Annotated in this window: 28 protein-coding genes; 13 read left to right on the forward strand and 15 right to left on the reverse strand. The window is 31.6% G+C overall.

Annotated elements, in window-relative coordinates; all coding sequences use genetic code 11:
- Positions 1–18 precede the first annotated feature (18 nt).
- Positions 19–495, forward strand: coding sequence for a hypothetical protein (locus tag MBM09_RS14775; protein WP_238674480.1), 477 nt, complete (start codon positions 19–21; stop codon positions 493–495).
- A gap of 80 nt (positions 496–575) precedes the next feature.
- On the opposite strand, the gene hemL is transcribed toward MBM09_RS14775, so the two are convergent.
- From hemL to MBM09_RS14795, 4 genes are read right to left on the reverse strand one after another with little or no spacing between them, the layout of a single operon-like run.
- Entirely contained in the window at positions 576–1,862 is a 1,287-nt protein-coding gene (gene hemL, locus MBM09_RS14780) for a glutamate-1-semialdehyde 2,1-aminomutase (RefSeq protein WP_238674481.1), read from the reverse strand.
- 8 nt (positions 1,863–1,870) lie between these two features.
- Complete coding sequence (locus MBM09_RS14785) at positions 1,871–2,662, reverse strand: glucosaminidase domain-containing protein (RefSeq protein WP_238674482.1); 792 nt, start codon at positions 2,660–2,662, stop codon at positions 1,871–1,873.
- A 4-nt stretch (positions 2,663–2,666) separates the two neighbouring features.
- Positions 2,667–3,578 (reverse strand): 1-aminocyclopropane-1-carboxylate deaminase/D-cysteine desulfhydrase, encoded by a 912-nt coding sequence (locus tag MBM09_RS14790; protein WP_238674483.1) that lies wholly within the window; start codon positions 3,576–3,578, stop codon positions 2,667–2,669.
- Positions 3,568–3,801 (reverse strand): hypothetical protein, encoded by a 234-nt coding sequence (locus tag MBM09_RS14795; RefSeq protein ID WP_370569700.1) that lies wholly within the window; start codon positions 3,799–3,801, stop codon positions 3,568–3,570. The genes MBM09_RS14790 and MBM09_RS14795 overlap by 11 nt, the downstream gene beginning before the upstream one ends.
- Before the next feature lie 218 nt (positions 3,802–4,019).
- On the opposite strand from MBM09_RS14795, the gene MBM09_RS14800 reads away from it, so the two are divergent.
- From MBM09_RS14800 to MBM09_RS14820, 5 genes are all read left to right on the forward strand, one after another.
- Complete coding sequence (locus tag MBM09_RS14800) at positions 4,020–4,184, forward strand: DUF5522 domain-containing protein (protein WP_238674485.1); 165 nt, start codon at positions 4,020–4,022, stop codon at positions 4,182–4,184.
- Positions 4,185–4,323: 139 nt separating this feature from the next.
- A complete protein-coding gene (locus tag MBM09_RS14805; protein WP_238674486.1) occupies positions 4,324–4,890 on the forward strand; it encodes a DUF4136 domain-containing protein in 567 nt (188 codons plus the stop codon).
- A 109-nt stretch (positions 4,891–4,999) separates the two neighbouring features.
- A complete protein-coding gene (locus MBM09_RS14810; protein ID WP_238674487.1) occupies positions 5,000–6,772 on the forward strand; it encodes an aromatic amino acid hydroxylase in 1,773 nt (590 codons plus the stop codon).
- An 84-nt stretch (positions 6,773–6,856) separates the two neighbouring features.
- Positions 6,857–7,057 carry a hypothetical protein gene (locus tag MBM09_RS14815; protein WP_238674488.1) on the forward strand — a complete coding sequence of 67 codons (201 nt, stop codon included), beginning with the start codon at positions 6,857–6,859 and terminating at the stop codon, positions 7,055–7,057.
- Between the two features lie 14 nt (positions 7,058–7,071).
- Positions 7,072–7,809, forward strand: a complete 738-nt coding sequence (locus MBM09_RS14820; protein WP_238674489.1) for a hypothetical protein — start codon at positions 7,072–7,074, stop codon at positions 7,807–7,809.
- A 106-nt stretch (positions 7,810–7,915) separates the two neighbouring features.
- On the opposite strand, the gene MBM09_RS14825 is transcribed toward MBM09_RS14820, so the two are convergent.
- Positions 7,916–8,668 (reverse strand): enoyl-CoA hydratase/isomerase family protein, encoded by a 753-nt coding sequence (locus MBM09_RS14825; protein WP_238674490.1) that lies wholly within the window; start codon positions 8,666–8,668, stop codon positions 7,916–7,918.
- A 121-nt stretch (positions 8,669–8,789) separates the two neighbouring features.
- Between MBM09_RS14825 and MBM09_RS14830 the strand changes: the two genes are divergently transcribed.
- The gene (locus MBM09_RS14830; RefSeq protein WP_238674491.1) at positions 8,790–9,095 is read left to right on the forward strand and encodes a rhodanese-like domain-containing protein; all 306 of its coding nucleotides are present in this window, start codon (positions 8,790–8,792) and stop codon (positions 9,093–9,095) included.
- On the opposite strand, the gene MBM09_RS14835 is transcribed toward MBM09_RS14830, so the two are convergent.
- The 4 genes from MBM09_RS14835 to alaS all read right to left on the reverse strand — a co-directional run bounded on the left by MBM09_RS14835 (position 9,090) and on the right by alaS (position 14,052).
- The gene (locus MBM09_RS14835) at positions 9,090–9,704 is read right to left on the reverse strand and encodes a DUF4230 domain-containing protein (RefSeq protein ID WP_238674492.1); all 615 of its coding nucleotides are present in this window, start codon (positions 9,702–9,704) and stop codon (positions 9,090–9,092) included. The genes MBM09_RS14830 and MBM09_RS14835 overlap by 6 nt on opposite strands.
- Before the next feature lie 325 nt (positions 9,705–10,029).
- Positions 10,030–10,974, reverse strand: a complete 945-nt coding sequence (locus MBM09_RS14840) for a GSCFA domain-containing protein (RefSeq protein ID WP_238674493.1) — start codon at positions 10,972–10,974, stop codon at positions 10,030–10,032.
- A gap of 39 nt (positions 10,975–11,013) precedes the next feature.
- The gene (locus MBM09_RS14845; protein WP_238674494.1) at positions 11,014–11,406 is read right to left on the reverse strand and encodes a GxxExxY protein; all 393 of its coding nucleotides are present in this window, start codon (positions 11,404–11,406) and stop codon (positions 11,014–11,016) included.
- A gap of 33 nt (positions 11,407–11,439) precedes the next feature.
- On the reverse strand, positions 11,440–14,052 hold the full coding sequence (alaS, locus tag MBM09_RS14850; protein WP_238674495.1) for an alanine--tRNA ligase: 2,613 nt from the start codon (positions 14,050–14,052) through the stop codon (positions 11,440–11,442).
- A gap of 140 nt (positions 14,053–14,192) precedes the next feature.
- Between alaS and MBM09_RS14855 the strand changes: the two genes are divergently transcribed.
- The 5 genes from MBM09_RS14855 (at position 14,193) to MBM09_RS14875 (ending at position 17,481) form a co-directional block, all read left to right on the forward strand.
- A complete protein-coding gene (locus MBM09_RS14855) occupies positions 14,193–15,164 on the forward strand; it encodes a M23 family metallopeptidase (protein WP_238674496.1) in 972 nt (323 codons plus the stop codon).
- Complete coding sequence (locus MBM09_RS14860) at positions 15,164–15,493, forward strand: MerR family transcriptional regulator (protein WP_238674497.1); 330 nt, start codon at positions 15,164–15,166, stop codon at positions 15,491–15,493. Before MBM09_RS14855 ends, MBM09_RS14860 begins: the two co-directional genes overlap by 1 nt.
- Before the next feature lie 88 nt (positions 15,494–15,581).
- Entirely contained in the window at positions 15,582–16,178 is a 597-nt protein-coding gene (locus MBM09_RS14865; protein WP_238674498.1) for a LemA family protein, read from the forward strand.
- Between the two features lie 5 nt (positions 16,179–16,183).
- On the forward strand, positions 16,184–16,621 hold the full coding sequence (locus MBM09_RS14870) for a TPM domain-containing protein (RefSeq protein WP_238674499.1): 438 nt from the start codon (positions 16,184–16,186) through the stop codon (positions 16,619–16,621).
- Positions 16,622–16,629: 8 nt separating this feature from the next.
- On the forward strand, positions 16,630–17,481 hold the full coding sequence (locus MBM09_RS14875; protein WP_238674500.1) for a YgcG family protein: 852 nt from the start codon (positions 16,630–16,632) through the stop codon (positions 17,479–17,481).
- Positions 17,482–17,509: 28 nt separating this feature from the next.
- Here MBM09_RS14875 and der read toward each other — a convergent pair whose 3' ends face one another.
- The gene (gene der, locus MBM09_RS14880) at positions 17,510–18,814 is read right to left on the reverse strand and encodes a ribosome biogenesis GTPase Der (RefSeq protein WP_238674501.1); all 1,305 of its coding nucleotides are present in this window, start codon (positions 18,812–18,814) and stop codon (positions 17,510–17,512) included.
- A gap of 167 nt (positions 18,815–18,981) precedes the next feature.
- On the opposite strand from der, the gene MBM09_RS14885 reads away from it, so the two are divergent.
- A complete protein-coding gene (locus tag MBM09_RS14885; protein WP_238674502.1) occupies positions 18,982–19,491 on the forward strand; it encodes a GTP-binding protein in 510 nt (169 codons plus the stop codon).
- Between the two features lie 139 nt (positions 19,492–19,630).
- On the opposite strand, the gene era is transcribed toward MBM09_RS14885, so the two are convergent.
- The 5 genes from era to MBM09_RS14910 all read right to left on the reverse strand — a co-directional run bounded on the left by era (position 19,631) and on the right by MBM09_RS14910 (position 25,999).
- Entirely contained in the window at positions 19,631–20,512 is an 882-nt protein-coding gene (gene era, locus MBM09_RS14890; RefSeq protein ID WP_238674503.1) for a GTPase Era, read from the reverse strand.
- A 123-nt stretch (positions 20,513–20,635) separates the two neighbouring features.
- Positions 20,636–21,334, reverse strand: coding sequence for an FKBP-type peptidyl-prolyl cis-trans isomerase (locus MBM09_RS14895; protein WP_238674504.1), 699 nt, complete (start codon positions 21,332–21,334; stop codon positions 20,636–20,638).
- 128 nt (positions 21,335–21,462) lie between these two features.
- A complete protein-coding gene (locus tag MBM09_RS14900; RefSeq protein ID WP_238674505.1) occupies positions 21,463–22,884 on the reverse strand; it encodes an alpha-amylase family glycosyl hydrolase in 1,422 nt (473 codons plus the stop codon).
- Between the two features lie 23 nt (positions 22,885–22,907).
- A complete protein-coding gene (locus MBM09_RS14905; protein WP_238674506.1) occupies positions 22,908–24,059 on the reverse strand; it encodes an alpha/beta hydrolase-fold protein in 1,152 nt (383 codons plus the stop codon).
- Positions 24,056–25,999, reverse strand: a complete 1,944-nt coding sequence (locus tag MBM09_RS14910) for a glycoside hydrolase family 13 protein (protein ID WP_238674507.1) — start codon at positions 25,997–25,999, stop codon at positions 24,056–24,058. Before MBM09_RS14910 ends, MBM09_RS14905 begins: the two co-directional genes overlap by 4 nt.
- Positions 26,000–26,002 lie beyond the last annotated feature (3 nt).

Genomic DNA, 26,002 nt, shown 5'->3' on the forward strand with positions numbered 1-26,002 from the left:
CTTAAAATTTTTATGAAGATGAAAAAACTGGTATTAATAGCAATAACTTTTCTAGGATTACAAGCTGTAGCACAAGAACAAAAAATAGAAAGACCTAATAAATCTGAAAGAAGCCAGAAAATGATGAATCTTTCTGCTGAAGAAATGGCTATACTTCAAACAAAAAGAATGACGCTTCATCTTGATTTAACGGAATCTCAACAAGCCAAAATTCAAAAAATAAATCTTGAAAATGCTGAAAAAAGAAAAGCATTGATGGCTGAACGTAAAGCGAAAAAAGAAAGTGATGAATTAAAAAGGCCTACAGATAAAGAACGTTTTGAAATGAAAAATGCCAGATTAGACCATCAAATTGCCATGAAAGCAAAAATGAAAGATATTTTAAATGAAGAACAATTTGCTAAATGGGAAAAATCGCAAGCGCGAATGGCAATGAAAGGAAAACAAAAGAAGCGTGACTTAAAAAAACGCATGAACAAGAAAAAACAAGATTAGTTTTAGTTAGTTAGTTTAGTTTATTGATTATAGCAATCAATAGAAACGTATCCCGAGAAATCGGGATGCGTTTTGTTTTTTTATAACGTTTTTGCAACGGTATTTACAGCTGTAATCGTAAAATCTATATCCTCATAAGTTAAAGCATCTGTAATAAACCAAGTTTCAAAAGCACTTGGCGCAATATAAACGCCAGCATTTAACATACCATGAAAAAACTTCTTAAACCTATCATTATTGCCTTTTGCTGCTGTATCAAAATCTACAACTTCCGCTTCATCAAAATGCACTGAAATCATAGAACCAACTCTATTTATTGTATGTGCAATATTATTTTCATTTAAAACTTCAGCAATACCTTTATGTAAATACTTGGTTTTTTCTGCTAATCTGCTAAACACATCTTTATCGTAATTCAACTCAGTTAACATAGCCAAACCAGCAGCCATTGCTAAAGGATTTCCACTTAAAGTTCCTGCTTGATAAACAGGCCCCAAAGGTGCTAAATAATTCATAATTTCATTTCTTGCTGCAAAGGCTCCAACAGGTAAACCACCCCCAATTACTTTTCCAAAGCATACAATATCTGCTTTGATATTAAAAAGCTCTTGTGCACCACCTTTAGCAAGTCTAAATCCAGTCATAACCTCATCAAAAACCAACAAAATTCCGTTAGTATTACACAAATCTCTTAAGCTTTGTAAAAAAGCTTCTTTAGGCGGAATACATCCCATATTACCCGCAACAGGTTCTATAATGATACAGGCAATTTCATTTTTATTAGCTTCAATTAATTGAGTAACATTTTCAATATCGTTGTAACGCGCTAACAAGGTATCTTTTGCAGTACCTTGAGTAACTCCTGGACTATTTGGCGTACCGAAAGTACTAGCGCCACTACCCGCTTGAATTAAAAACGAATCTGAATGCCCATGATAACAACCTGCAAACTTGATAATTTTATCTTTTCCTGTAAAACCACGAGCCAAACGTACTGCACTCATACAAGCTTCGGTTCCTGAATTAACAAAGCGAATCTTATCAATATTAGGCACCATAGAAACTGCTAATTGCGCTATTTGAGTTTCAATTTCTGTTGGCATACCAAACGAAGTTCCTTTTTTTGCTTTTTCAACAACCGCTTCAACTACAGGCTCAAAAGCATGGCCAAGAATCATAGGTCCCCAAGAGTTTATATAATCAATTAATCTATTTCCATCTTCATCAAATAAATAAGCTCCTTTAGCTTCTTTAACAAAAATTGGTGTTCCTCCAACTCCTTTAAACGCTCTAACCGGTGAGTTTACCCCACCAGGAATAACTTTTTCTGCTTCGGCAAACAAAGCACTACTTCTTTTGTAAATCATTAATTTAATTAATTTTTTGATGATGGTTTTACTACTAAAATTTGCCCAATACTCAGGGCTGTATCATTTAAACCATTTATGTTTTGAAGTTCTTTAACTGTAATATTATATCTTCTGGAAATAGAATATAAGGTATCTCCTTTTGAAACTATATACGTAATGTGTTCATCTGCAATTGGAGCTTCATATTTCACATAAGCATCACCCAACACTTCTTTATCAAACTCATGTAAATTGTAACGTTCTATTAAGCTAATTAATTTTTGAGGATATTTTTTATCAGTCGCATACCCAGCTGCTCTCAACCCTTTTGCCCAACCTATATAATCTTCTTGTTTTAAATCAAATAGCTTAGAATATCGTTTTCTTTCTTTTAAAAATAATGAATGATCTCTAAAAGAATATTTTGCATCTTTATACTTCCTGAAGCATTCTTGAGCTTTATCATCGTCATGATAAATTCTGGCACCCGTCCAATCATGACATTTTATTCCAAAGTGGTTATTCGCTTCAACAGACAATCTACCATTTCCAGAACCAGATTCTAAAATACCCTGAGCCAAAGTTATACTTGCAGGAATACCGTACAAGCTCATTTCTTGCTGCGCAATAGCTTTAAAATCATAAATGTATTGCTCTGTTTTACTAGCAAAAACTTTAGGAGCCTCTGTTGTTTTATTCTCTGGTTTTGTTTCTGCTTGTCTTGTAGTCGTGCTTGGTTTTTTGGTTACAATGGTCTTTTTAGACTTACAGCTAAAAAGTAAACACCCTAAGCAAATTACAAATAATATTTTCTTCATTAAACTATGCTATTAGTGGTAAATTTTTCTTTTTTAAAATTGAATTCATCCCTTCTATTCCTTGCAAACCTCCTGTATGAATTGCTAATATTTTTGAGCCTTTGGGGAAATAGTTTTTTTCAATCAAATCAAAAATTCCAAACATCATTTTACCTGTATAAACAGGATCTAAAGGAATTTCATAATCTTTTTTAAAACTATTAATAAAACTAATTAATTCGTTATTTATTTTGGCATAGCCACCAAAATGATACTCAGTAATTAGTTTCCAATTAGACTTTGTTGCAAATTTACTAATATCTTCTTTTAAAAAGTCTCCTTTTAATGCTGGAAAACCTAAAATTTGTTGATTCGTATCAGAACTGTTTATAATACCAGAAATAGTACCTCCAGTTCCAACGGCACAACACACATAATCAAAAGTTTTGTCTTTATCGGTTAATATTTCTTCGCATCCTTTTATAGCTAAAGCATTTGTTCCGCCCTCTGGAATGGTGTAAAAAACTCCAAATTTTTCTTTTAAACGCTTTAAAAAAGATTCTGAAGTTTTATTTCTATAAGTCTCTCTAGAAACAAATTTAAATTGCATGCCACATTGTTTAGCAAAACGTAACGTAGCGTTGTTTTCAATTTTATCAAACAACTCCTCTCCTCTAATAATTCCAATTGTATTAAAACCTAAATTTCTACCTGCTGATGCAACAGCTGCAATATGGTTTGAGTAAGCACCTCCAAAAGTTAACAAGGTATTAAACCCTAATTTTTCAGCTTCTAATAAGTTATATTTAAGCTTTCTATATTTGTTCCCAGATACAAACCGATGTATTTTATCTTCTCGTTTTACATACAATTCAACACCACTTTCATTTGGTAAATTTACATGCTGGTTAACACTATGTTCAGGCTTAAATATCATGATTGCGAAGATACTTTAAAAAAGCCCAAAATGGTCTGTTTTTAAGATATTCAAAGTTACTTTGGTTTATATATGCTTCTCGTTCAAAAGAAATATTTTTATACGCTATGTACCAATTTTTATATTGAAATAACCGAATTAAAAACTCAATACCATACATAATATAAAAGGGAATAATAAGCATTTCCAATTGCTGTTTTAAATGAATTTTTTCATGATTCATAAAAACCCTATTACCTTTTAAATCTTTTGATTTTAAAATAACGAACGGAAAAATAGTTATTCCCGTGTAGCCCTTAGGCACCAAGTATTTCGAAATAAATATCATATAATTTACAACTCAAAAATCAATCCATTCTCAATTTCTTGAGAATAACAACTATTGAAGCCATGAGTAACTCAAGGAAAATTTTATCGAATTTACAGTATCTTTGCTTAACTATGAAAAAGATTATCCCTATAGAAGAAGGCGATTACTACTTAACTCCAGAAGGCTATCGCTGTTTTACCGAGCAATACCACTTAAAACGTGGTTATTGCTGCGAAAGTGGATGTAGACATTGCCCATATGGCTATAACAAAAAAACCAACTCAGTAAAAAAATAACCAAAATCTTTTCTTAAGCCTTGGTACGATTATTGATATATTTATTTTACAGCTTTTAATAAATTTAACTGTATAACTATAAAGAATAAAGCACTTTATAAGTTTTAAAAAACACATTTTTAACTATAAAAAAAGTACTATGAGAAAAATTATTAAAACTATACCATTGTTAGTATTACTAATTATGGTTTCGTCTTGTAGCTCGGTTAGGGTTGCTACAGATTACGACAAAAAAGCAAACTTTAATGAATACAAAACCTTTGCGTTTTTTAAAACTGGTATAGACAAAGCCGAAATTAGCGATTTAGATAAACGCCGAATTTTACGTGCTATTGAAGCTGAACTTTTAGCTAAAGGTTTTACAAAATCTGAAAACCCTGATTTATTAATAAGCTTATTTACAAAATCTCAACAACGTGTTGATGTTTACAACAATACCTGGGGCTACGGAGCCTGGGGTTGGGGCGGTTGGGGCCCATGGGGTGGTTTTGGTCCTGGTTGGGGCTGGGGTTGGAATCAACCAAACACAACAGTAAGAACCCAAGGTGTTTTATACATAGACCTTATTGATGCTAAGAAAAAAGAATTAATTTGGCAAGGTATGGGTACGGGTTACTTAAGTAAAAATATGGAAAAAAAAGAAGAGCGTATAAAAGAGTTTGTTGCTAAAATCATGGAAAAATATCCTCCGGGAGTACAACAATAAAATCTAAAAAAAGCGACTCAATTGAGTCGCTTTTTTTATTTAACACCGTTCCTTTCTCAATATTTTCCATTATTCGTATTTTTACTTAAACGATTGTTTATTTATAAATATGAATAATTCCATAGAATCTAACGCTATTTTAAATCGCTTACCAAAGCACTTAAAACAATTTATAAAACCTCAAAATTATGAGGATTACTCTGCTATAGACCAAGCGGTGTGGCGTTATGTAATGCGTAAAAATGTAGATTTTTTAAAAACTGTTGCACATAAATCATACTTAGAAGGTTTAAAACAAACTGGAATCTCTATAAATAGTATACCTAACATGTATGGTATGAACCGTATTTTAAAAGATATTGGTTGGGCAGCTGTTGCGGTTGATGGGTTTATTCCACCAAATGCATTTATGGAATTTCAGGCTTATAATGTTTTGGTCATTGCTAGCGATATTAGACAATTAGAACATATTGAATATACGCCAGCACCAGACATTATTCACGAAGGTGCAGGACACGCCCCCATTATTGCAAACCCTGAGTATGCAGAATATTTAAGGCGTTTTGGCGAAATTGGTTGTAAAGCTATTTCATCGGCTAAAGATTATGAGTTATATGAAGCGGTTAGGCATTTATCTATTATAAAAGAAGCTCCAAACTCTAATGAACATGATATTGCTTCCGCGGAAAAAAAAGTAGAAGACTTACAGCAAAATATGGGGGAACCCAGTGAAATGGCGCTTATTAGAAATTTACATTGGTGGACTGTTGAATATGGTTTAATTGGCTCTTTAGAAAACCCTAAAATTTATGGTGCAGGTTTATTGTCTTCAATAGGTGAAAGTGCTTGGTGTATGACAGATGAGGTTAAAAAATTGCCTTATAATATTTCTGCGGCTTATAAAGATTTTGATATTACAAAACCGCAACCTCAGCTATTTGTTACACCAGATTTTGCTCATTTAAGTTTGGTTCTAGAAGAATTTGCTAACACTATGGCTTTACGAAAAGGTGGTCTTTCAGGAATTAATAAACTTATAAACTCTAAAGCCTTAGGAACAATAGAACTAAGTACAGGTATACAAATTTCTGGCGCGTTCACTAACGTTATTGAAAATGAAGGCAAACCTATTTATATTCAAACAACAGGTAAAACTGCTTTATCTTATCGAGAGAAAGAGTTGGTTGGACATGGAGTGAAAAACCATGCGAATGGCTTTGGTTCTCCCATTGGAAAACTAAAAGGAATAAATATTGCTATAGAAGATATGAGTCCACGTGATTTAAGTGCATACCATATTTATGAAGAAAAAAATGTAACTCTTGAATTTGAAGGCGGAATAAAAGTTTCAGGTGAAATTATTACCGGAAAACGTAATCTTCAAGGAAAAATAATTCTAATTAGTTTTAAAAATTGCACAGTAACACACCTCGAAACTAAATTATTTAAACCCGAATGGGGAATTTATGATATGGCTGTTGGTAAGGATATTGTTTCGGCTTTTTCTGGACCAGCAGATTTAAATAGTTTTGATTTAATTACACATAAAACATCCTCTCAAACCATTCATGTAAAAAAATCTGAAAAACGATTAGAATTAGAACGCTTTTACCAACAAGTTAGAGATTACAGAGAAGGTACTAACCGAACAATTTCCAGAACTAAAGTTTTAGAACAACTTATTGAAAAACACCCAAACGATTGGTTATTACCCATAGAACTTTACGAACTGGCTTTTAAAGGCAATGAAAAAAAGCTTTGCGAAAGTATTTTACAACATTTAGAAACAATAAAACAAAATAGACCAGAAATTGGTAAGTTGATTGATGATGGGTTAGATATCGTCAAGAATTATCAACATTACTCAAAAACAAATTCCTAGTTTTTACCCTCAAACATTTCATAAAAAATGTGACACTTTTAAAGTGTTAGTGTCTTATTTAGTATTAACACTAATACTTTAATTATGAAAGCATTCTTATCTTATAGTTTTACTCTTCTTTTATTAGTTTCTTGTGTAGATAAAAAGAAAGAAGAAGAAAAGGTTATAGAACAATCTATTCAAAAAATTGATTCCATTGAACAATCTTTAGAAAAAGACATTAAAGCTCTTGAAGATATCACTAATGAAGTGGAAGAGGATTTAAAAGAAATTGACAACATTTAAAAACATTAACTATTATGAAAACAATTAGAATATTTTTATCGGCTACAGCTTTATTTATGATTCTAGGAATCCAACACGCCGAAGCACAAGGAAAAGGAAAAAACAAAGAAGCTAAAGAAAACGTTGAAGGTTTTAATAAAAAAGGGAAAGACAAAGCTAAAGAAGCCAAAGAAAGAGTTGATGAGGCAAAAAGCAAGGGAATAGAAAAAGCTGAAGAAGTAAAAGAAAAAGCAAATGAGGCAAAAAAGAAAGGGCAAAATAAAGCTGAAGAGGTAAAAGACAAGTCCAAAAAAAACAAAAACAAAGGAAAAGATAAAGTTGAAGAAACAGAAGATATCTTAGAAGAGAAAAGCAAAAAAGCAAAGAAGGAAAAAAGCGATAAAATTAGAAAAGAAGATAAGGAAAATGGAAACGCTTACGGAAAAAACAAAAATGGCTTGAGCGGAAAAGAGTTTGGAAAAGCTAGATCTGAAGAAGCACGTAATAAAATTAAGGATAAAGAAGAAAAAATAAAAAAAGGTGAGCGTACTTTAAACGAAGGACGCAAAAAAGTAAAAGATGCCGAAGAGCGCTTAAACAAAAAAGAATCTGATAGAGAAATTACCGAAGAAGAGGTAAAAGAAAAAAGAGAAAAGATTAAAAAGGCCAATGAAAAGCTGGATGAGTTGGATGAGAAAATCAAAAAACAAAAAGAAAAGATAAAAAAAGAAAAAGAAGCATTAAATAAAGTATCTTTTCCTGACGAGGATTAAAATACTCCTATTCTTACAAGTAATTTACATTATATAATAAGGGTTAACTTTAAAAAGCTAACCCTTATTATTTTTTAAAACATATCTTTAATTTAAAGTCTGAATATTACCTAAACCTTTTTAAGGTCTTTTTAGTAAACTTACTCAACACCAGTTTCCCACTAATTTCAGCACGTTCACTTAATAAAGTACTCCAATGTTCAGTGCCTTGCCAAAATACAGTTTTCATTTGCTTTAAAGCTTCGGGATTATAACTGCTTAAATTCTCAGCTAAAGTTTTAACTGCCAAATCCAGTTCTTCTGTAGTATTAAAAACTTCAGCAAATAATTCTTTATTTTTTGCCCATTCTGCTGAGTAAAACGTTTCTGCGTTCAATGTCATTTGTGCCATGTTGGAAACACCTATTTTTCTAGAAACTGCAGGTTCTATAACAAACGGACCAATACCTAAACTTAATTCGCTTAATTTTATTGATGCATATTGTGTGGCCAAACAATAATCGGTTGCTGCGGCTAAACCTACTCCACCTCCAACTGCTTTTCCTTGTACACGACCAATAATTACTTTAGAGCAATTTCTCATAGCATTAATCACATTTGCAAACCCTAAGAAAAACTGTTTTCCTTTCACTTCATCTTCAATAGCAATAAGCTCGTTAAAACTAGCTCCTGCGCAAAACGTTCGGTCTCCGCCACTTTTTAAAACAATAACTTTAACAGCATCATTAGTTCCTGCCTCAATAATAGTTTGCTCTAATTGAGATAAAACATCACTAGGCATTGAGTTTCTATTAGGATGAAAAAACTCAATATATCCTACTTTGTTTACAATGTTTAATGTTACATAAGGTTCATTCATTCTGTGGTGATAATGCTCGATTTACAAAGGTTGAATATACATAATTTTTTACTGAAATGTTAAGTAACTTATGTTACTTACTCTTTAAATAATTTTAAAGTAATTTGCAGAAAAATAAATTATGGGATTATTTGATTTCCTATTCGGAAATAAAAACGAGATGATTAAAGATTTTCAAAATAGAAACGCCATTATTATAGATGTTCGCACTACTGCAGAATACAAACAAGGCGCTATAGCGGGTTCAAAAAACATACCGCTACAAATTATCAATTCAAAAATTAGTGAAATAAAAAAACATAACAAACCTGTTATTACTTGTTGCGCAAGTGGCATGCGCTCTGGAAGCGCTGCTTCTATTTTAAAAAGCAACGGTATTGAAGCCATTAATGGCGGTGGTTGGGCAAGTTTGAATAGTAAATTATAATTTAAGGTTTTCTAAATCTCTAACGGACTGCATTGGGTTTTCGTTATATTTTAACGTCCAACCCAATGAGTTTGTTAGTATGTAGAATTTAGAAAGCTCGCTTATCAACCTATTTTTTGCATTGGCTTTTAAATCGGAATTTTCCAGTTTTTTATTAAGAGAAGCTTTTACAATAGTTTTAATAGCGTTATAATCTTCAGCTTTAAAAGGATTTAAAAAATCGGACTGAATATCGTAATATTCTAAATCTGGATTAATTTTTATTTCTTCTTCAGGAATACTTAAAATAGTTAGTGTTTTAGTTTGTTCGTCTACTTCATATTCAATTTTACTTAAATCATAAGCAATAGTAACATCGGCATTTACAACTACAAGTGCCTTCTTTTCTGAAGTGAAATACTCCCCAAAAATGTCCTTTGAGTTTTTGTAGTTAAAAACCTCACTAAAATGTCCTTCGGTTACAACAAGTTTACCAACATTTTTAATTTGTTCTTGAATAAGTGCAGAACTTTCTTGAAGTACAATTTTATCTTCTCGCTTATCACCACAATACTTAAAGGTGAATAAAACAATTAATGTGATTACAACACCGAATAGAATTTTTCGCATGTACTAATGTAAACAAAAAAACATTAGTTTCCTTCGACATAAGAAGTCTAACTAATGTAATTAAATAGATTGCTAATAACACTGCTAAAGTAAGTTGAATGTTTCGTTAACTCATTAACTAAAAGTTAAACGAACATTAAACTATTACAAAAAAAAACACCAATTGAAAAATCGTTTTATAGATTTCTGCAATTGATGTTTTAAATATGAACTGATTAATAGCGATTTAAAATTAATTTAATATGCGAAACCACTATCAATTTTTCGATTAAGTGTTATTAAAAAAGATTAAACGCAACAATTTAATTTACTGTTAGCTTTTGTCTTAAAAAGTAATATGAGAATATGATTTCTTTAAAAACTCTTTTTTTTCTTCTAACTTTTGAAGAAATTTTTGATGTGCTTCAGAGTTTGGATTGAATGGTTTATGCTTAATTCCTTTTTGAATAACATCAACCTCATCCATTGTTTTTGATGCTTTTTCGTTTAACCAAACCTGTTTAAACTTTTCCCAAATGTAATTAATAGCTGTTTCATTTGGGTGAATCATATCTTCTGAATAAAACCTATAATCTCGAAGTTCGTCCATCATAATTTCATAAGATGGAAAATAAAACGATTGATTTTTAATCACTTCATGAAGTGCAGAAATTAAATGTGATTTACTCTGTGTATTTTCAATAAATCCATCTTTTAAATGACGAACAGGTGATACCGTAAAAATTACTGTTGCTTTATAATTTACACTTCTAATTAAGTTCAAAATATTTTGCAGTGAGTTAGAAATAGCTTCTACAGATAATAATTCTTTATCAAACTTTTTTTGAGGTATTTTATGGCAATTGGCAACCAGCTTATTTGTTTTTTTAAAACGATATACCCAAGCGGTCCCTAAAGTAATGATGATATGTGTTGATTTTATTATTTGTTGATTTGTTAATCTGATTTTAGCATTTAAATCATTTAACAAGTTGTCTTTTGAAGTATTACTTAGTTTTGAATGTGCGTCAAAACAATGCCATTGCTCATTGTGATTAAATATATCATTTTCAGTATATATTTTTTCTTCAACAGCATCTTGTATTAGGGTTTCAATAGCTTTAGGCTGAAATAGAATTCCATAAGGATTTTGAAGGTTCTTAAACTTAAAATAATCTAACTTTTTTCCAATATTATCAGAAAAACAAGATCCCAAAAGCAACATATTAGAAGTATAGTCTATTAAGTTTTCAGACTGATTCTTTAATGGTATTTGGGTTTGAAGGTTCATTTCTTTCTCGCAAAGGCGCAAAGGCTCAAAGATTTAAAATTATAAACCATTTACTATTCTGGTTATTCCCGTTTTAATTAACGGACTGTTAAAATTAATTAATAAGCCAAGTTTTAATCCAGATAATTTCAAATACGTTAATAATTGCTTTGGATGGACTGGATGAATTTCAGTGACCGATTTTATTTCAATAATAACTTTATTTTCTATAATTAAATCTGTTCTAAACCCTAAGTCGAGTGTTTTATTTTTCCAAATAACCGGTAATTGCTTTTGCCTTTCAACTTTTAAACCTATTTGAGTTAATTCTGAAAATAAAATTTCCTCATAAACAGATTCTAACAATCCTGGTCCAAGATTTACATGTATATGATAACAGCAATCTACAATTATTGATGCTAAATCATTCTCATAATATTCATCTTCACTCATAATATTTGCGTCTTAGCGACTTTGCGAGACAGATTAATTTAAATAATCCTTTGCTCTTTCTAAAGCTTTTGGAATTCCTCCAGGGTTTTTACCTCCAGCAGTTGCAAAAAATGGTTGTCCACCACCACCTCCGTGAATAAGCTTTCCTAATTCTCTAACTACTTGTCCTGCATTTAAACCCTTACTAGCCACCAATTCTTTTGAGATATAACAGGTTAGAAATACTTTACCTTCTTTTTCGCTAGCAAATAAAACAAATAGATTATCAAACTGACTTCCCAAATCAAAAGCAACATCTTTTAAGCCAGCAGCATCTAAATCTAACTTTTTAGCTAAAAATTGAACTCCATTAATTTCGGTAAGTTCGTTTTTAAGTTCACCTTTAACATTTTTGGCTTTATCTTTTAACAAGCTTTCTATTTGCTTTTTTAAATCAGCATTTTCATCCTGTAAACTCTGTAATGCTTTTACAGGCTCTTTTGCATTGTTAAGCATAGTTTTCATTTCTGAATAGGCTTTACTGTTTTCAAAGAAAAATTCTTTAGCAGCCTCATTTGTAATAGCCTCAACACGACGTATTCCAGCAGCAACAGCACTTTCTGAAACGATTTTAAAATGCCAAATATCACTAGTATTATTAACATGTGTACCACCACAAAGCTCTATGGATTGTCCAAAACGAATAGCACGAACTGTATCTCCGTATTTTTCACCAAACAAACTCATTGCACCTTCTGCAACAGCTTCTTCTTTTGGCATATTTCGTTTTTCAATTAGCGGTAGTTTTTCAGCAATTCTTGCGTTTACAAAAGCTTCAACATCGTTTAATTCTTCCTGAGAAACCTTAGAAAAATGTGAAAAATCAAATCGTAAATATTTGTCGTGTACAGCACTTCCTTTTTGTTCAACATGAGTGCCTAAAATTTCTCTTAAAGCTTGGTGTAATAAATGAGTTGCTGTATGATTACATTCGGTTTTGTATCGTTGATTTTCATTAACAACGGCTTTAAAACTTTCGTTTAAGTGTTTTGGCAAGTTTTTACTAAAGTGAATAATAACATTATTCTCTTTTTTAGTATCTAAAATATAAATAACATCGCCGTGTGTATCTTCTAAAAACCCTTTATCTCCAACTTGTCCGCCACCTTCTGGATAAAACGGTGTTAAATTAAACACCAATTGATACATTTCTCCATCTTTTTTGGAGGTTACTTTTCTGTATTTTGTAATCTTAACATTAGCTTCAAGCGCATCGTAGCCTATAAACTCTTCTTCGGCATCATCAGATAAAATTGTCCAGTCGTCTGTACTCATTTCGCTTGCTGCACGCGATCTATTCTTTTGTTTTTGAAGCTCCTCATTAAATCCTTTTTCATCAAGTTTTAAACCTTTTTCTGAAAGAATTAAAGCTGTTAAATCTATTGGAAAACCGAACGTATCATATAATTCAAAAGCTTTTTCACCCGAAACGATATCTCCTTTTGTTTCTTCAACTATTCTATTCAAAAGGATTAAACCTTGATCTAAAGTTCGTAAAAACGATTGCTCTTCTTCTTTAATTACATTTTTAATCAGTTGCTTTTGTGTTTTCATCTCTGGGAAAGCATCTCCCATTTTAGCACTTAAAACTTCAACTAGTTTGTAAATAAAAGGTTCTTTTTTATCTAAAAATGTAAATCCGTAACGAACAGCACGACGCAAAATTCTTCTAATTACATAACCTGCACCATTATTACTTGGTAACTGCCCGTCTGCAATTGAAAACGCTACAGCTCGAACGTGGTCTGATATTACACGAATAGCAACATCTACTTTTTCATCTTTACCATATTCTTTAGCACTAATGGCTTCAATTTCTCTAATAATTGGTGTAAAAACATCAGTGTCGTAATTAGACTGAACACCTTGTAAAACCATACACAAACGCTCAAATCCCATACCGGTATCAATATGTTTATTTGGTAAAGCCTCTAATGCACCATTAGCTTTACGGTTGTATTGCATGAAAACCAAATTCCATATTTCAACTACTTGAGGGTGATCTTCGTTAACTAAATCTTTACCTGAAATTTTTGCTTTTTCATTAGCAGAACGAATATCAACATGTATCTCACTACAAGGTCCACAAGGTCCTTGATCTCCCATTTCCCAAAAGTTATCTTTTTTATTGCCTTTTAAAATACGATCTTCTGCGATGTATTGCTTCCAGATATCATAAGCTTCGGTATCCATTGGAGTACCATCTTCATCATCACCTTCAAAAACAGTAACGTATAGAATATCTTTATCAATCTTATAAACTTCAGTTAACAATTCCCAAGCCCAAGCTATTGCTTCTTTTTTAAAGTAATCGCCAAAACTCCAGTTACCTAACATTTCAAATAAAGTGTGATGGTAAGTATCGTAACCAACTTCTTCTAAATCGTTATGCTTTCCTGAAACACGTAAACACTTTTGTGTATCTGCTAAACGATTATTCTTTGGTTTGGCATTACCTAAAAAATATTCTTTAAAAGGCGCCATACCAGAATTTACAAACATTAAAGTTGGGTCGTCTTTTAAAACCATTGGTGCAGATGGAACTATACTATGTTTTTTCCCTTCAAAAAAACTTAAAAATTGAGATCTAATATCTTGTGACTTCATTAACTTAAACAGTTACTATTTTGTTAAATTATATTAATTGCAAAACAATTTTTATCTTTACTCGTTATTTTAAACTTAAGTTTAAAAATTAATATGGATTACACTTTAATATAAAGTGCAAAAATAGCATAAATTGCGATATGAGTAAGGTAAAATATTATTACGATGCCGAGTCACTTTCTTATAGAAAAATAGAACGCAAAAAACGTACTACATTTAAGTATGCATCTTTATTTATTATAGCAGCTGGTTTATTTGGTTTTATGTTCGTTTTTATTGCTAGTCAATATGTAGAATCTCCTAAAGAACGTGCTTTAAAAAGAGAGTTACAAAACGCTCAATTACAATTTGAATTGCTTAATAAAAAAATGGAGCAAGCTGAAGCTGTTTTGTCTAATATTGCTGATAGAGATAATAATATATATCGTGTTTATTTTGAAGCAAACCCTATACCAGAAGAACAACGTAAAGCTGGGTTTGGTGGTATTAATAGGTATAAAAGTTTAGAAGGATTTGATAATTCTAAATTAATTATAGAAAGTAATAAACGATTAGATATTTTACAAAAACAAATTGTGGTTCAGTCTAGATCTCTAGATGAAATCGCAATACTTGCTGAAGAAAAAGAAAAACTTTTAGCTGCAATTCCTGCTATACAACCAGTTAGCAATGAAGACTTAACACGTATGGCCTCTGGTTACGGCATGCGATCGGACCCTTTTACTAAAGCCAGAAAAATGCACTGGGGTATGGATTTTACTGCACCAAGAGGCACACCTATTTATGCTAGTGGTGATGGCGTTGTAGAACGTGCCGATAGTAATTCTTCTGGATACGGAAAACATATTAGAATAGATCACGGTTATGGGTATACAAGTTTATATGCGCATTTGTACAAATACAATGTTAGAAAAAACCAAAAAGTTAAACGTGGCGATTTAATTGGTTTTGTTGGTAGCACAGGACGATCAGAAGCACCACATTTACACTATGAAATATTTAAAGATGGTGATCGTATTAACCCAATAAACTTTTACTACGGTAGTTTAACAGCCGAAGAATTTAATGAGTTATTAGAGCATGCTTCATTAGAAAATCAATCTTTAGATTAATGCACATAGATTTACCCGAAAAACGATATTACAGCATTGGCGAAGTAGCCAAAGCATTTGGCGTTAATACCTCTTTAGTTCGTTTTTGGGAAAAAGAATTTGATGTACTAAAACCCAAAAAAAACGCAAAAGGTAATCGTAAATTCACTCCAGAAGACATAAAAAACCTTAAATTTATATACCATTTAGTAAAAGAGCGTGGTTTTACTCTAGAAGGTGCGAAAACACATTTAAAAGAAGACAAAAAACAAGCGCTTAGTAATTTTGAAATTATTAATAAACTTGAAGATATTAAAAGTCAACTTATTAAAATAAAAGAACATCTTTAGTATTTTTATATTACATAAACATGTAACTTTTACAGATATTTTGTGTCTAACAAACAACAATTAAAACAACATCTAAAAACTAACTATTATGAAGAAATGGCTCATTCCAGTTATTATTATTGCGCTTATAGCATTTGCTCTTTACTCTTGGGGAAAAGGATTTAATAATACTGCCGTAAACCTTAATGAAAACGTTAAAGAATCTTGGGGAAATGTTCAAACCTCATATCAAAGAAGAAATGATTTAATAGGAAATTTGGTAAACACTGTAAAAGGTGCTGCTGATTTTGAAAAAAGCACACTTGAAGCTGTTATTAAAGCAAGAAGTGAAGCTACTAAAACAACAATCGATCCTACTAACATTACACCAGAACAATTACAACAATTTAATCAAGCTCAAGGCGGACTTAGTAGCGCACTTTCTAGATTATTAGTTACGGTAGAGCGTTATCCAGAACTAAAAGCAAATCAAAACTTTTTAAAGTTACAGGATGAATTAACAAGTACTGAAAATACGATTCAAACAGCTAGAACCAGATATAATGAGGCTATAAAACCTTATAATATTCATGTAAACGAATTTCCTAATTCTATACTAGCTGGAATTTTAAATTTTGATGAAAAACCTTATTTCGATGCTGAAGCTGGAGCCGACAAACCAGTAAACGTCGATTTCTCAAACTAAAAATCATGTCTAAAATTGAAGATTTTCTTTCTCCTGAAGAAGAACAGGAAATCATTGAAGCAATTAGATTAGCAGAAAAAAACACCTCTGGAGAAATTCGTGTGCATATAGAAAAGACATCAAACACAGATGTTTTTAACCGTGCCATGGAAGTATTTCACAATTTAAAAATGGATAACACAAAACTCCAGAATGGTGTGTTAATATATGTGGCTGTAGACGACAAAACTTTTGTGATTTATGGTGATAAAGGTATTAATGATGTGGTTTCTAAAGATTTTTGGGACAGCACAAAAAACATTATGCAATCGCACTTTAAATCTGGTCATTTTAAAAAAGGCTTAATAGAAGGAATTTTAAAAGCTGGAGAACAACTAGAAAATTACTTCCCTTGGCAACATACAGACGTTGATGAGTTACCAAATAACATCTCTAAAGGTTGAGTTTTAGTATGCAACATATAATAAATAACATAAAGTCATTACTATTAAATAAAAGACTTTATGTTTTTACTTTTTTATTTACTTTTCTATCTTTCAACCTTTCATTTGCGCAGTTTGATGTTCCTAAAATCCCGCAAGAACAAACTAGTGTTTATGATTATATAAAGTTGCTTTCTCCATCTCAAAAAAATAATCTTGAACAAAAATTAATTAAATACTCAGACACTACATCTACGCAAATAGTAGTCGCAATAATAAGTTCAACTAATGGTGAGAATATTGGTTTATTGGCTCCAAGATGGGCTCATAAGTGGGGAGTTGGGCAAGCCAAGGAAGACAACGGTGTTTTTATATTACTAGCTAAAGATGATAGAAAAATCTGGATTTCTCCAGGTTATGGCGTAGAGCATAAATTAACTGCTGGTATTACTGGTGAGCTTATAAGAAATGTAATTATTCCAGAATTTAAAAAAAATGATTACTACAGTGGCCTTGACAAAGGTTCTGATGCCATTTTTGAAATTCTAAATGGCGAATATAAAGGCACTCGTAAAACATCAAATAATGATGAATTCCCCATTGGTTTTATAATAATTCTCATTTTTATATTTATTATCATTTTAATCTCTATATCTAAAAGCAAACGCGGTGGTGGAGGAGGCAATAGAGGTCGTAGATCTACAGGAAGTGATATTCTAGAAGCCATTATTTTAAGTAATATGGGACGTGGTAGTTACCGAAAAGGTTCTTCCAGCGGTTGGGGTGGTAGCTCTGGTGGAGGAAGTTTTGGAGGCGGCGGCTTCGGTGGAGGTTTTGGAGGCGGTGGCTTCTCTGGAGGTGGTGCTGGTGGTAGTTGGTAAACCTAAACACCACCAAATTACCTCACAACTACTTTTTCCGCATATAAACACTTACAGGTACGCCAGTAAAATCAAAATTTTCGCGAAGTTTATTTTCTAAAAAACGTTTATACGGATCTTTTACATACTGCGGCAAATTACAGAAAAAAGCAAATTGCGGCTGTGGTGTAGGTAACTGCATAATGTATTTTATCTTAACATATTTTGCTTTATATGCTGGAGGCGGATAATTTTCAATTATTGGTAATAAAACCTCGTTAAGTTTGCTCGTTTTTATTTTTTTGCTTCTGTTTTTATAAACCTCAACAGCCGTTTCTATGGCTTTAAAAATACGCTGTTTTGTTAATGCCGAAATAAAAATAATTGGCACATCTGTAAAAGGCTCCATTTGCTTTCTTATAGCTTTTTCGTACTCTTTCATAGACTTGTGGTCTTTCTCAACCAAATCCCATTTATTAACTAGAATAACAATACCTTTTCTATTACGTTCTGCTAACCAAAAAATATTTTGCACTTGTCCATCAAAGCCACGTGTAGCATCTAAAACGATCAAACAAACATCACTATGTTCAATAGCTCGAACACTTCTCATAACTGAGTAAAATTCTAAATCTTCTTTTACTTTAGCTTTTCTTCTTATTCCTGCAGTGTCAACTAAATTAAACTCAAATCCAAATCGATTATATTTGGTATCTATTGAATCTCTAGTTGTTCCTGCTATATCGGTAACAATGTATCTATCTTCTCCAATTAGTGCATTGATAAATGATGATTTTCCAGCATTTGGTCTACCTACTACTGCAAAACGAGGTAATTCTTCTTCAACAACTTCTTCCTTCTCTGGTAAAGCTTCAACCAAAGCATCTAATAATTCACCGGTTCCACTTCCATTTATACTTGCAATGGTATAATATTCTCCTAAACCTAAAGCATAGAACTCTACAGCATCTTCGGCACGTTTTGCATTATCAACCTTATTAACAACTAAAAACACGGGCTTATTTACTTTTCTTAGTAGTTTAGCAACATCTTCGTCCATTCCTGTAACACCAGATTCTACATCAACCATAAAAATAATAGCATCTGCTTCATCAATAGCTAACTCAACCTGCTTATCAATTTCAGCTTCAAAAATATCATCACTCCCTAAAACATAACCTCCGGTATCGATTAAAGAAAACTCTTTTCCATTCCAATCACTTTTACCGTAATGTCTGTCTCTGGTAACACCACTAACTGCATCAACAATGGCTTCTCTTCGTTGTATTAAACGATTGAAAAAAGTTGATTTCCCTACATTTGGACGACCTACAATAGCTACTATATTACTCATATTCTTATCTTGTGTACAACCTAAGGTTGATTATAAATATCTCTATTTAGAAATATTTTGCAAAAATAGGAAATATACACGACGCAAAGTCTTTTTTTAATAAAGATTAAGACTATTTACTCTTTAAATAAAAATTAGTAATTTACTATGCCTAAACCAACTATTTGATGCCACTAAGTAATGACATAGTTTTAAGACCTCGCTTTAAAATAGAAATTCCAAGATATAACGAAGCTGTTTTAAGTGATTTTGAGAACACCAAAACAATACAGTCTGAATTTATTATTACAAGAATTGATGACCACGTTTATATTAGATTCCCAAAACATAAACAAAAGTTTTGGTCACCGCAATTACATCTTGAAATTAATTCAATTGATGAAAACTCATGTATACTACGTGGTTTATTTGGCCCTAACCCAACTGTTTGGACCCTTTTCATGTTTCTTCATTTTTTAATTGCAGGCTTATTTATTGCTTTTAGTATTTGGACGTACACTAATTGGTCTTTAAAACAGGGTTTTGCTGTTCAAGCCAGTGTTACCATTTTAATGATTCTTATTTGGGTAGTTTTATACTTTGCAGGCAGTATTGGTAAAGCGTCAAGTATTAGTGAAATGCGTACTTTAAATGATTTTATGCATGAGGTTTTAGGTCATAAAAAAAGCCCTGATTAAAGAAGAATAATCAAAGCTTTTTATAAACTAACTAACTCAAAACTTATCAAAACTAACATTTTGATTGTGCAAATATTGAATTATTGTATTAACTAATTATCACGTAATCAAAAAGTTATTATTAAATCTTAAAAAGTTATTAGTTATTATAACCAAAACGCTTTAATTGATTTTGATTACTACGCCAGTTCTTGTTCACTTTAACATAAAGCTCTAAATGAATTTGTTTTCCAAAAAACTTTTCTAAATCTTTTCTAGCTTCTACACCCACACGCTTTAAAGCGCTTCCTTTATGACCAATTATAATTCCTTTTTGAGTCTCGCGCTCAACCATAATAACTGAGCGAATTCTAATAATATTTTCTTCTTCAAAAAACTCTTCGGTATCTACCTCAACAGCATAAGGTATTTCTTTTTTATAATGAAGAAGTATTTTTTCTCTAATGGTTTCGTTTATAAAAAAACGCTCTGGTTTATCTGTTAATTGATCTTTTGGATAAAATGGTGGCGATTCTGGAAGTAATTCAATAATTCTATTAAAAACTTCTTTTACCTGAAAACCTTCTAAGGCTGAAATAGGGATAATTTCTGCATTAGGCAATTTTTGTGCCCATAATTGTACTTGGTTTTCCAGTTGCTCTTGGTCTGATTTATCAATCTTATTTAATAATAATAGAACAGGTATTTTAGAATTGGTTATTTTTTTAAAAAAAGCTTCGTCTTTTAATTCCTGTTCACCAATTTCAACCATGTAAATTAATACATCGGCATCCTCAAAAGCAGATTTAACAAACCCCATCATAGATTCCTGAAGCTCGTAAGCTGGTTTTATTATTCCTGGTGTATCACTAAAAACAACTTGAAAGTCATCTCCGTTTACGATACCTAAAATTCTATGTCTTGTAGTTTGCGCCTTTGAAGTAATAATTGATAATTTCTCACCAACGAAAGCATTCATTAATGTAGATTTACCAACATTAGGGTTCCCTATGATATTTACAAAACCTGCTTTATGTTTCATTTGATTAAATTTAATATATGCAAAGTTACAACCTTAACCGTTTAATATCATTATAAAATCTTTTAAACAAAAAAAACAGGAAGCTAAGCCTCCTGTTTTTTTATTGTGATAAGTAGTTTTAAATTACTTAACTATTTCTAATAATTCTACATCAAAAATTAATGCTGAATTTGGTTTAATTGCCCCTCCTGGTCTTGGATTAGCACCATAACCTATATCGCTAGGAATGAATAATTTATATTTAGACCCTACAGGCATTAACAATAAACCTTCGGTAAATCCTTTAATAAATTGATTAGCTCCTAATGTTATTGGCTCTCCTTTATCAACTGAACTATCAAATACAGTTCCATCAATTAAAGTACCATGATAATGTAATTTTACTTTATCTGTTGCAGCTGGCTTTGGTCCAGTTCCTTCTTTTAAAACAATGTATTGTAAACCGCTTTCTGTTGTTACAACACCATCTTTAGATTTATTTTCAGCTAAAAACTTATCTCCTTCTTCTTTATTTACTTTAGCTTCTTCTTGTCTTTTAGCCATTTCTTCCTGTTGCTTTTTTTGGAAGTAAGCTCTAACAAGTTGTTGTGCTTTTGTCTCTTCAATCATAATATCAGTAGAATCAGAAGCATTAAGAAAGCCTTGAATAAATAAATCGTTATCAAATTCGTCATCAAAACTCTTTTTTACATTTTTAGCTACATCCATTCCAATCGCGTAACTAACAGAATCTAACTCTGTTTTTAATGGTTTTTTTGAAACACCATTTTTATTACAAGACACTACCAATAAAACTAGTGTTATCAGACTTAAAAATTTCATTATTTTCATTTGATTTTATTTATTAATTTTTACGTTTTGCCAAAAGTAGCAAATTTATATTCAGCAAAAAAAGAAAAGCCTTCCAGAATATCCAGAAGACTTATTTTTGAGCTAGTCACTCACTAATTTTACTTTACTAATATTTTGTACTCCCAAGGGTTTATTTCCATGTCATCTCCTTTAAATTCTACTTGAGTATTTGTCATATAATCTAAAAAATTCCCTTTTGGAACATTTATTTTATTTCCTTCATTTGAAAAATTACCAATAAAAAGTATCATATTATTTCCCTTTCTTCTTTCTAAAACTAAAGCATTGTTTTCAGAGTTTAATATTTTATAAGACGCAGGATTTTTACCTCCGTTTAGTGCAGGGTTAGAATTTTTAAGTTGACCTAGTTTTTTTAGAAGGTCAAAGTATTTTCCTTTTGTTTTAGGTATAGAGTCCTTCTCAAAAAACTTTAGTCTATGACTCATATCGTATTCCTGACCAGAATAAACTAAAGGCATCCCAGGCATTACATAAGTTAATGCTGTAAAGATTTCTTTATTATTAGGCATACGCTCTTTTAGCGTACCATTCCAAGAATTTTCATCATGATTAGTAACAAAGTTCATGTTAATATCATCATCTTGAAGTGTAGAATCAATTTTAGTCATGTAGTCTTCAAAATCCTTTACAGTTTTTTCTCCTTTAGCAATATGATTAAGGATATGATGAGCTTCCCAACCGTATTGCATATCAAAAGCATTAACAAGTAAGTCTGGTTGTTCTGCTTCAGCAAGCATAAAAACGGGCTTTATTGTTTTTAATTCTTTAGTTACTCTTTCGAAGAAATCAACAGGTACTTTGTGAGCTACATCCATTCTATAACCATCAATATCAGCTTCGTTTAACCAATATTTTAAGTCTGAAATCATTTCATTTCTCATATCTTGGTTGTCGTAATTCAAATCGGCAACATCTGTCCAACCCCAAGATTCTCCTGTATCAGGATTTAAAGGATCAATAATTTCTCCTTTTTCATTTTGTGTATACCATTCTGGGTGTTCTGTAATCCATGGATGATCCCAACCAGTGTGATTTGGAACCCAGTCAATAATTACATAAATACCATTCTTGTGAGCTGTTTTTACAAGATTTTTAAAATCTTCCATAGTCCCAAATTCCGGATTTACGGCCTTATAATCTGAAACTGAATAATAGCTTCCCAGATATTTTTTACGTTCTTCTTCATCTTCAATATCACTTGTAAAAGACCCATCGGTAGCTTTTCTTTTAACTTCTGAAATAGGGTTGATTGGCATAATCCAAATAACTTTAACACCCAATTCCTTTAAAACAGGAATGTCTTTTGCAAAAGCATTAAAGGTTCCTTCAGGCGAATACTGCCTAATATTAGCTTCATAAATTACGGCACTTTCCATCATTTCTGTCGAAACAGGAGCTATGTCATCAGTGGTTTCAGCAACAGTTTTATCAGTTTTTTGCTCTTGTTTACAAGAAGCAAATACTGTTGCCAATAATAAAATTAGAATTAGTTTTTTCATTTCTACTATATATTTAGATTAATTTAGTTTTTAAATAACCAGAGTACAGCTTCTTCAAAATTAGTTCTCCAAAGTTCTTCATTGTGTTTTCCATTTGGAACAACTTTAGATTCAATGTTTTTTGTTGGGAAGCCTTCTTTTTTTATTACATCAATAATATTGCACATGCCTTTAACGGTTTCGTTTATTTCCTGAAAACCAGTGTTATTTCCTTCTTTTCCACCTGCTAAAAAGTAAATTTTTGAGTTTTTAATGTTTCCATGTTCTTTTGAAAAGGTGTTGATTTCTGGTGAAAACCAAAACGCAGGTGAAAAGACTCCAATTTTACCAAAAACATCCGGATATTTTAATCCTGCATAATACGATATTAAACCACCCATAGAACTTCCTATTATTGCTGTATTGCTTTTATTGCCTAATGTTTTATAGTTTGCATCTATATAAGGTTTAAGAGTATTAACTACAAACTCAAGATAAGCGTCGCCTTCACCACCGCCGTATTTGTTGTTTTTCCAAGGAGAATATTCGTCTAATCTTTTGTTTTGCCCATTATCGATACCAACAACTATGAAGCTGAAATTTAATTTTTCATAAATTTTATTTAAAGTTTCGTCTACTTCCCACTCTCCAGAAAAAGAAGCACTACTGTCAAAAATATTTTGTCCATCATGCATATATATTACTGGAAAAGATTGATTTGTTTGATTGTAATTTGGAGGCAAATACATCCAAATTCTACGTGTTCTTTTTAATTGTGGAATATCAAAATTATTAGATAAAATAAAAACGTTATTTGTTGTAGTTGATTTTTTTATAGTATTATTTTTATTCCAATTTAAAACTTCTACAAAAACAGTATCATTTTCTTTTGAAAAGGTATAGCTACGGTTTTTAATATCATCACCTTGTTTATCCGTTTCAACATTGTTCCAAGCCCCTTGAGTAAATTTAAAGTTTATTGAACCGTTTTGTTGAGGCAGAGTAATAAAATAGGTTTTGTTTGTTTTAGATAGCTTATATTTTTCCTGACCACCAGACCAGTTTTCAAAGTCTCCGGAAATATAAATCGAAGCATTCTCAGGAGTGTTTTTAGATAATTTATTAATTATAAAAGTAACCTGAGCAAAAGTTGACTGAAAGGCAAAAAAGATTAATATGTAAACCGATTGTTTCATTTTTTAGTTGACAATAGCAACACTCCTTTTTCTTTTAATTCAATAGTATCATTCCAAATAAAATCTTCGTCAGTTACAATGTTTTTCAAAGTTTTACCTTTTAAACCTATTTCTTCATAGCGTTTTAAATCTAATGTAATTGGGTTTTCATTTTTATTTAAAATTAAAAGAACAACTTCATCTTCTATCATTCTAAAAAGAAAATAAGTACCCATAAATGGTGCAAAATGAACCGTTTTTCCTTTGTGTATGGCTTTACTGGATTTTCTGTAATTCAATACTTTTTTAAGGAATGATTGCATGTCTTTTTGCGCATCAGTTAAACCTTCTCCTGTAAAAGCGTTAACTGTGTCTCCTTGCCAGCCTCCTGGAAAATCTCCGCGAAGCAATCCATGGTCTCCAGGTTTTTCAAAGTCGTTCATTAAAATTTCTGTTCCGTAATAAATTTGAGCAGTACGTGGCATAGTTAATACCGTAGCCAAAGCCATTTTTGTGTTAGGGATATCTCCATTTAATTGTGTGAAAATACGGCTCATATCGTGGTTGTCTGGAAACACCAAAATATCTTCTGGTTTTGTATAGGCGAAGTCTACTGCTAATCCTTCATAAATTTTAACAAACCCATTGTTCCAAGATTCTTCTTCATTTAATGCTTGAACAATGTTAGTTTGCATTGCAAAATCCATTGTCGATCTTAAATTAGAATCGTAACCATCTTTGTTTTGATGACCTTCTTGCCAATAGGCAATTAATAAAGGATTCGTACTCCATTCTTCTCCAACAATATTAAAGTTTGGATATTCAGTCATTATGGCACCCGCCCAATCACTCATAAAATCTTTATCTGGATAAGGATAGGTGTCTTGACGAATACCTCCCAAACCAGCTATTTCTACCCACCAAATACTGTTTTGAATAATATATTTAGCCATAAACGGGTTACGTTGGTTTAAGTCTGGCATCGACCGAACAAACCAGCCTTGATTCATTTCATCTTTATCCCTTTGAGAAGCATACATATCTTGATTTGTTGTGCGACGATGATTAGAATTATTTAATGGTGTATTAGTTTCAAATGCTTTTTGCTGGTTTACCCAATCTTTAAAAGGTAAATCTTTCATCCACCAATGCTCACTTCCACAATGATTTGCCACTTGATCCATGACTAATTTTATACCTTTTTCTCTTGCTTTATCTGCTAACTCAACATATTCTTCTAAAGTACCAAAGCGCGCATCTATTTGGTAAAAATCTGTCATTGCATAACCGTGATATGATGATTTGGGCATATCATTAGTCAACAACGGACAAGGCCAAATTGCTGTAAAGCCCATATCGCTTATATAATCTAAATGATTTGTAATGCCTTTAATATCGCCACCATGTCTTCCATAATCTTGGGTTCTATCAACCGTTTTTTCTAACAGGTTTGTATTAACATCATTATCTGGGTTTGCATTCGCAAAACGATCTGGTGTTATTAAGTACATAACATCACTACTATCAAAACCAACGTATTCTTCAGCTGGTTTTTTTCTTGATTTAAGCTCGTAAGTATGAACTAAATCATCTTTGTTTTCTTGCTTAAAAATGATATTGAATTTACCTGCTTTTGCTGTTTCAGAAATCTTTAAATCGATAAACAAATAATTAGGACTATCTGCTTTATGCACTTTTTCTATTGTTACACCTTTGTGTGAAATACTAGGGTTTGTTTCAGAAATATTAGGATGTCTTACTAAAAGTTGTAATTCAGGATTATTAAAATCTACCCACCAATTTAATGGTTCTACCCGCTCAATATCATAGCTTTCAACCACCGTAGATTCAATTTCTACAGTTTCATTATCTTGTTTTTTACACGATGTAAGTACGATAGCGCACAAAAACAGTATGTAAACGAATGGATTGCTTTTTTGTTTTTTAAACTGAAAGGCCATAAA

This window comes from Flaviramulus sp. BrNp1-15 (assembly GCF_022259695.1).
GTDB lineage: Bacteria > Bacteroidota > Bacteroidia > Flavobacteriales > Flavobacteriaceae > BrNp1-15.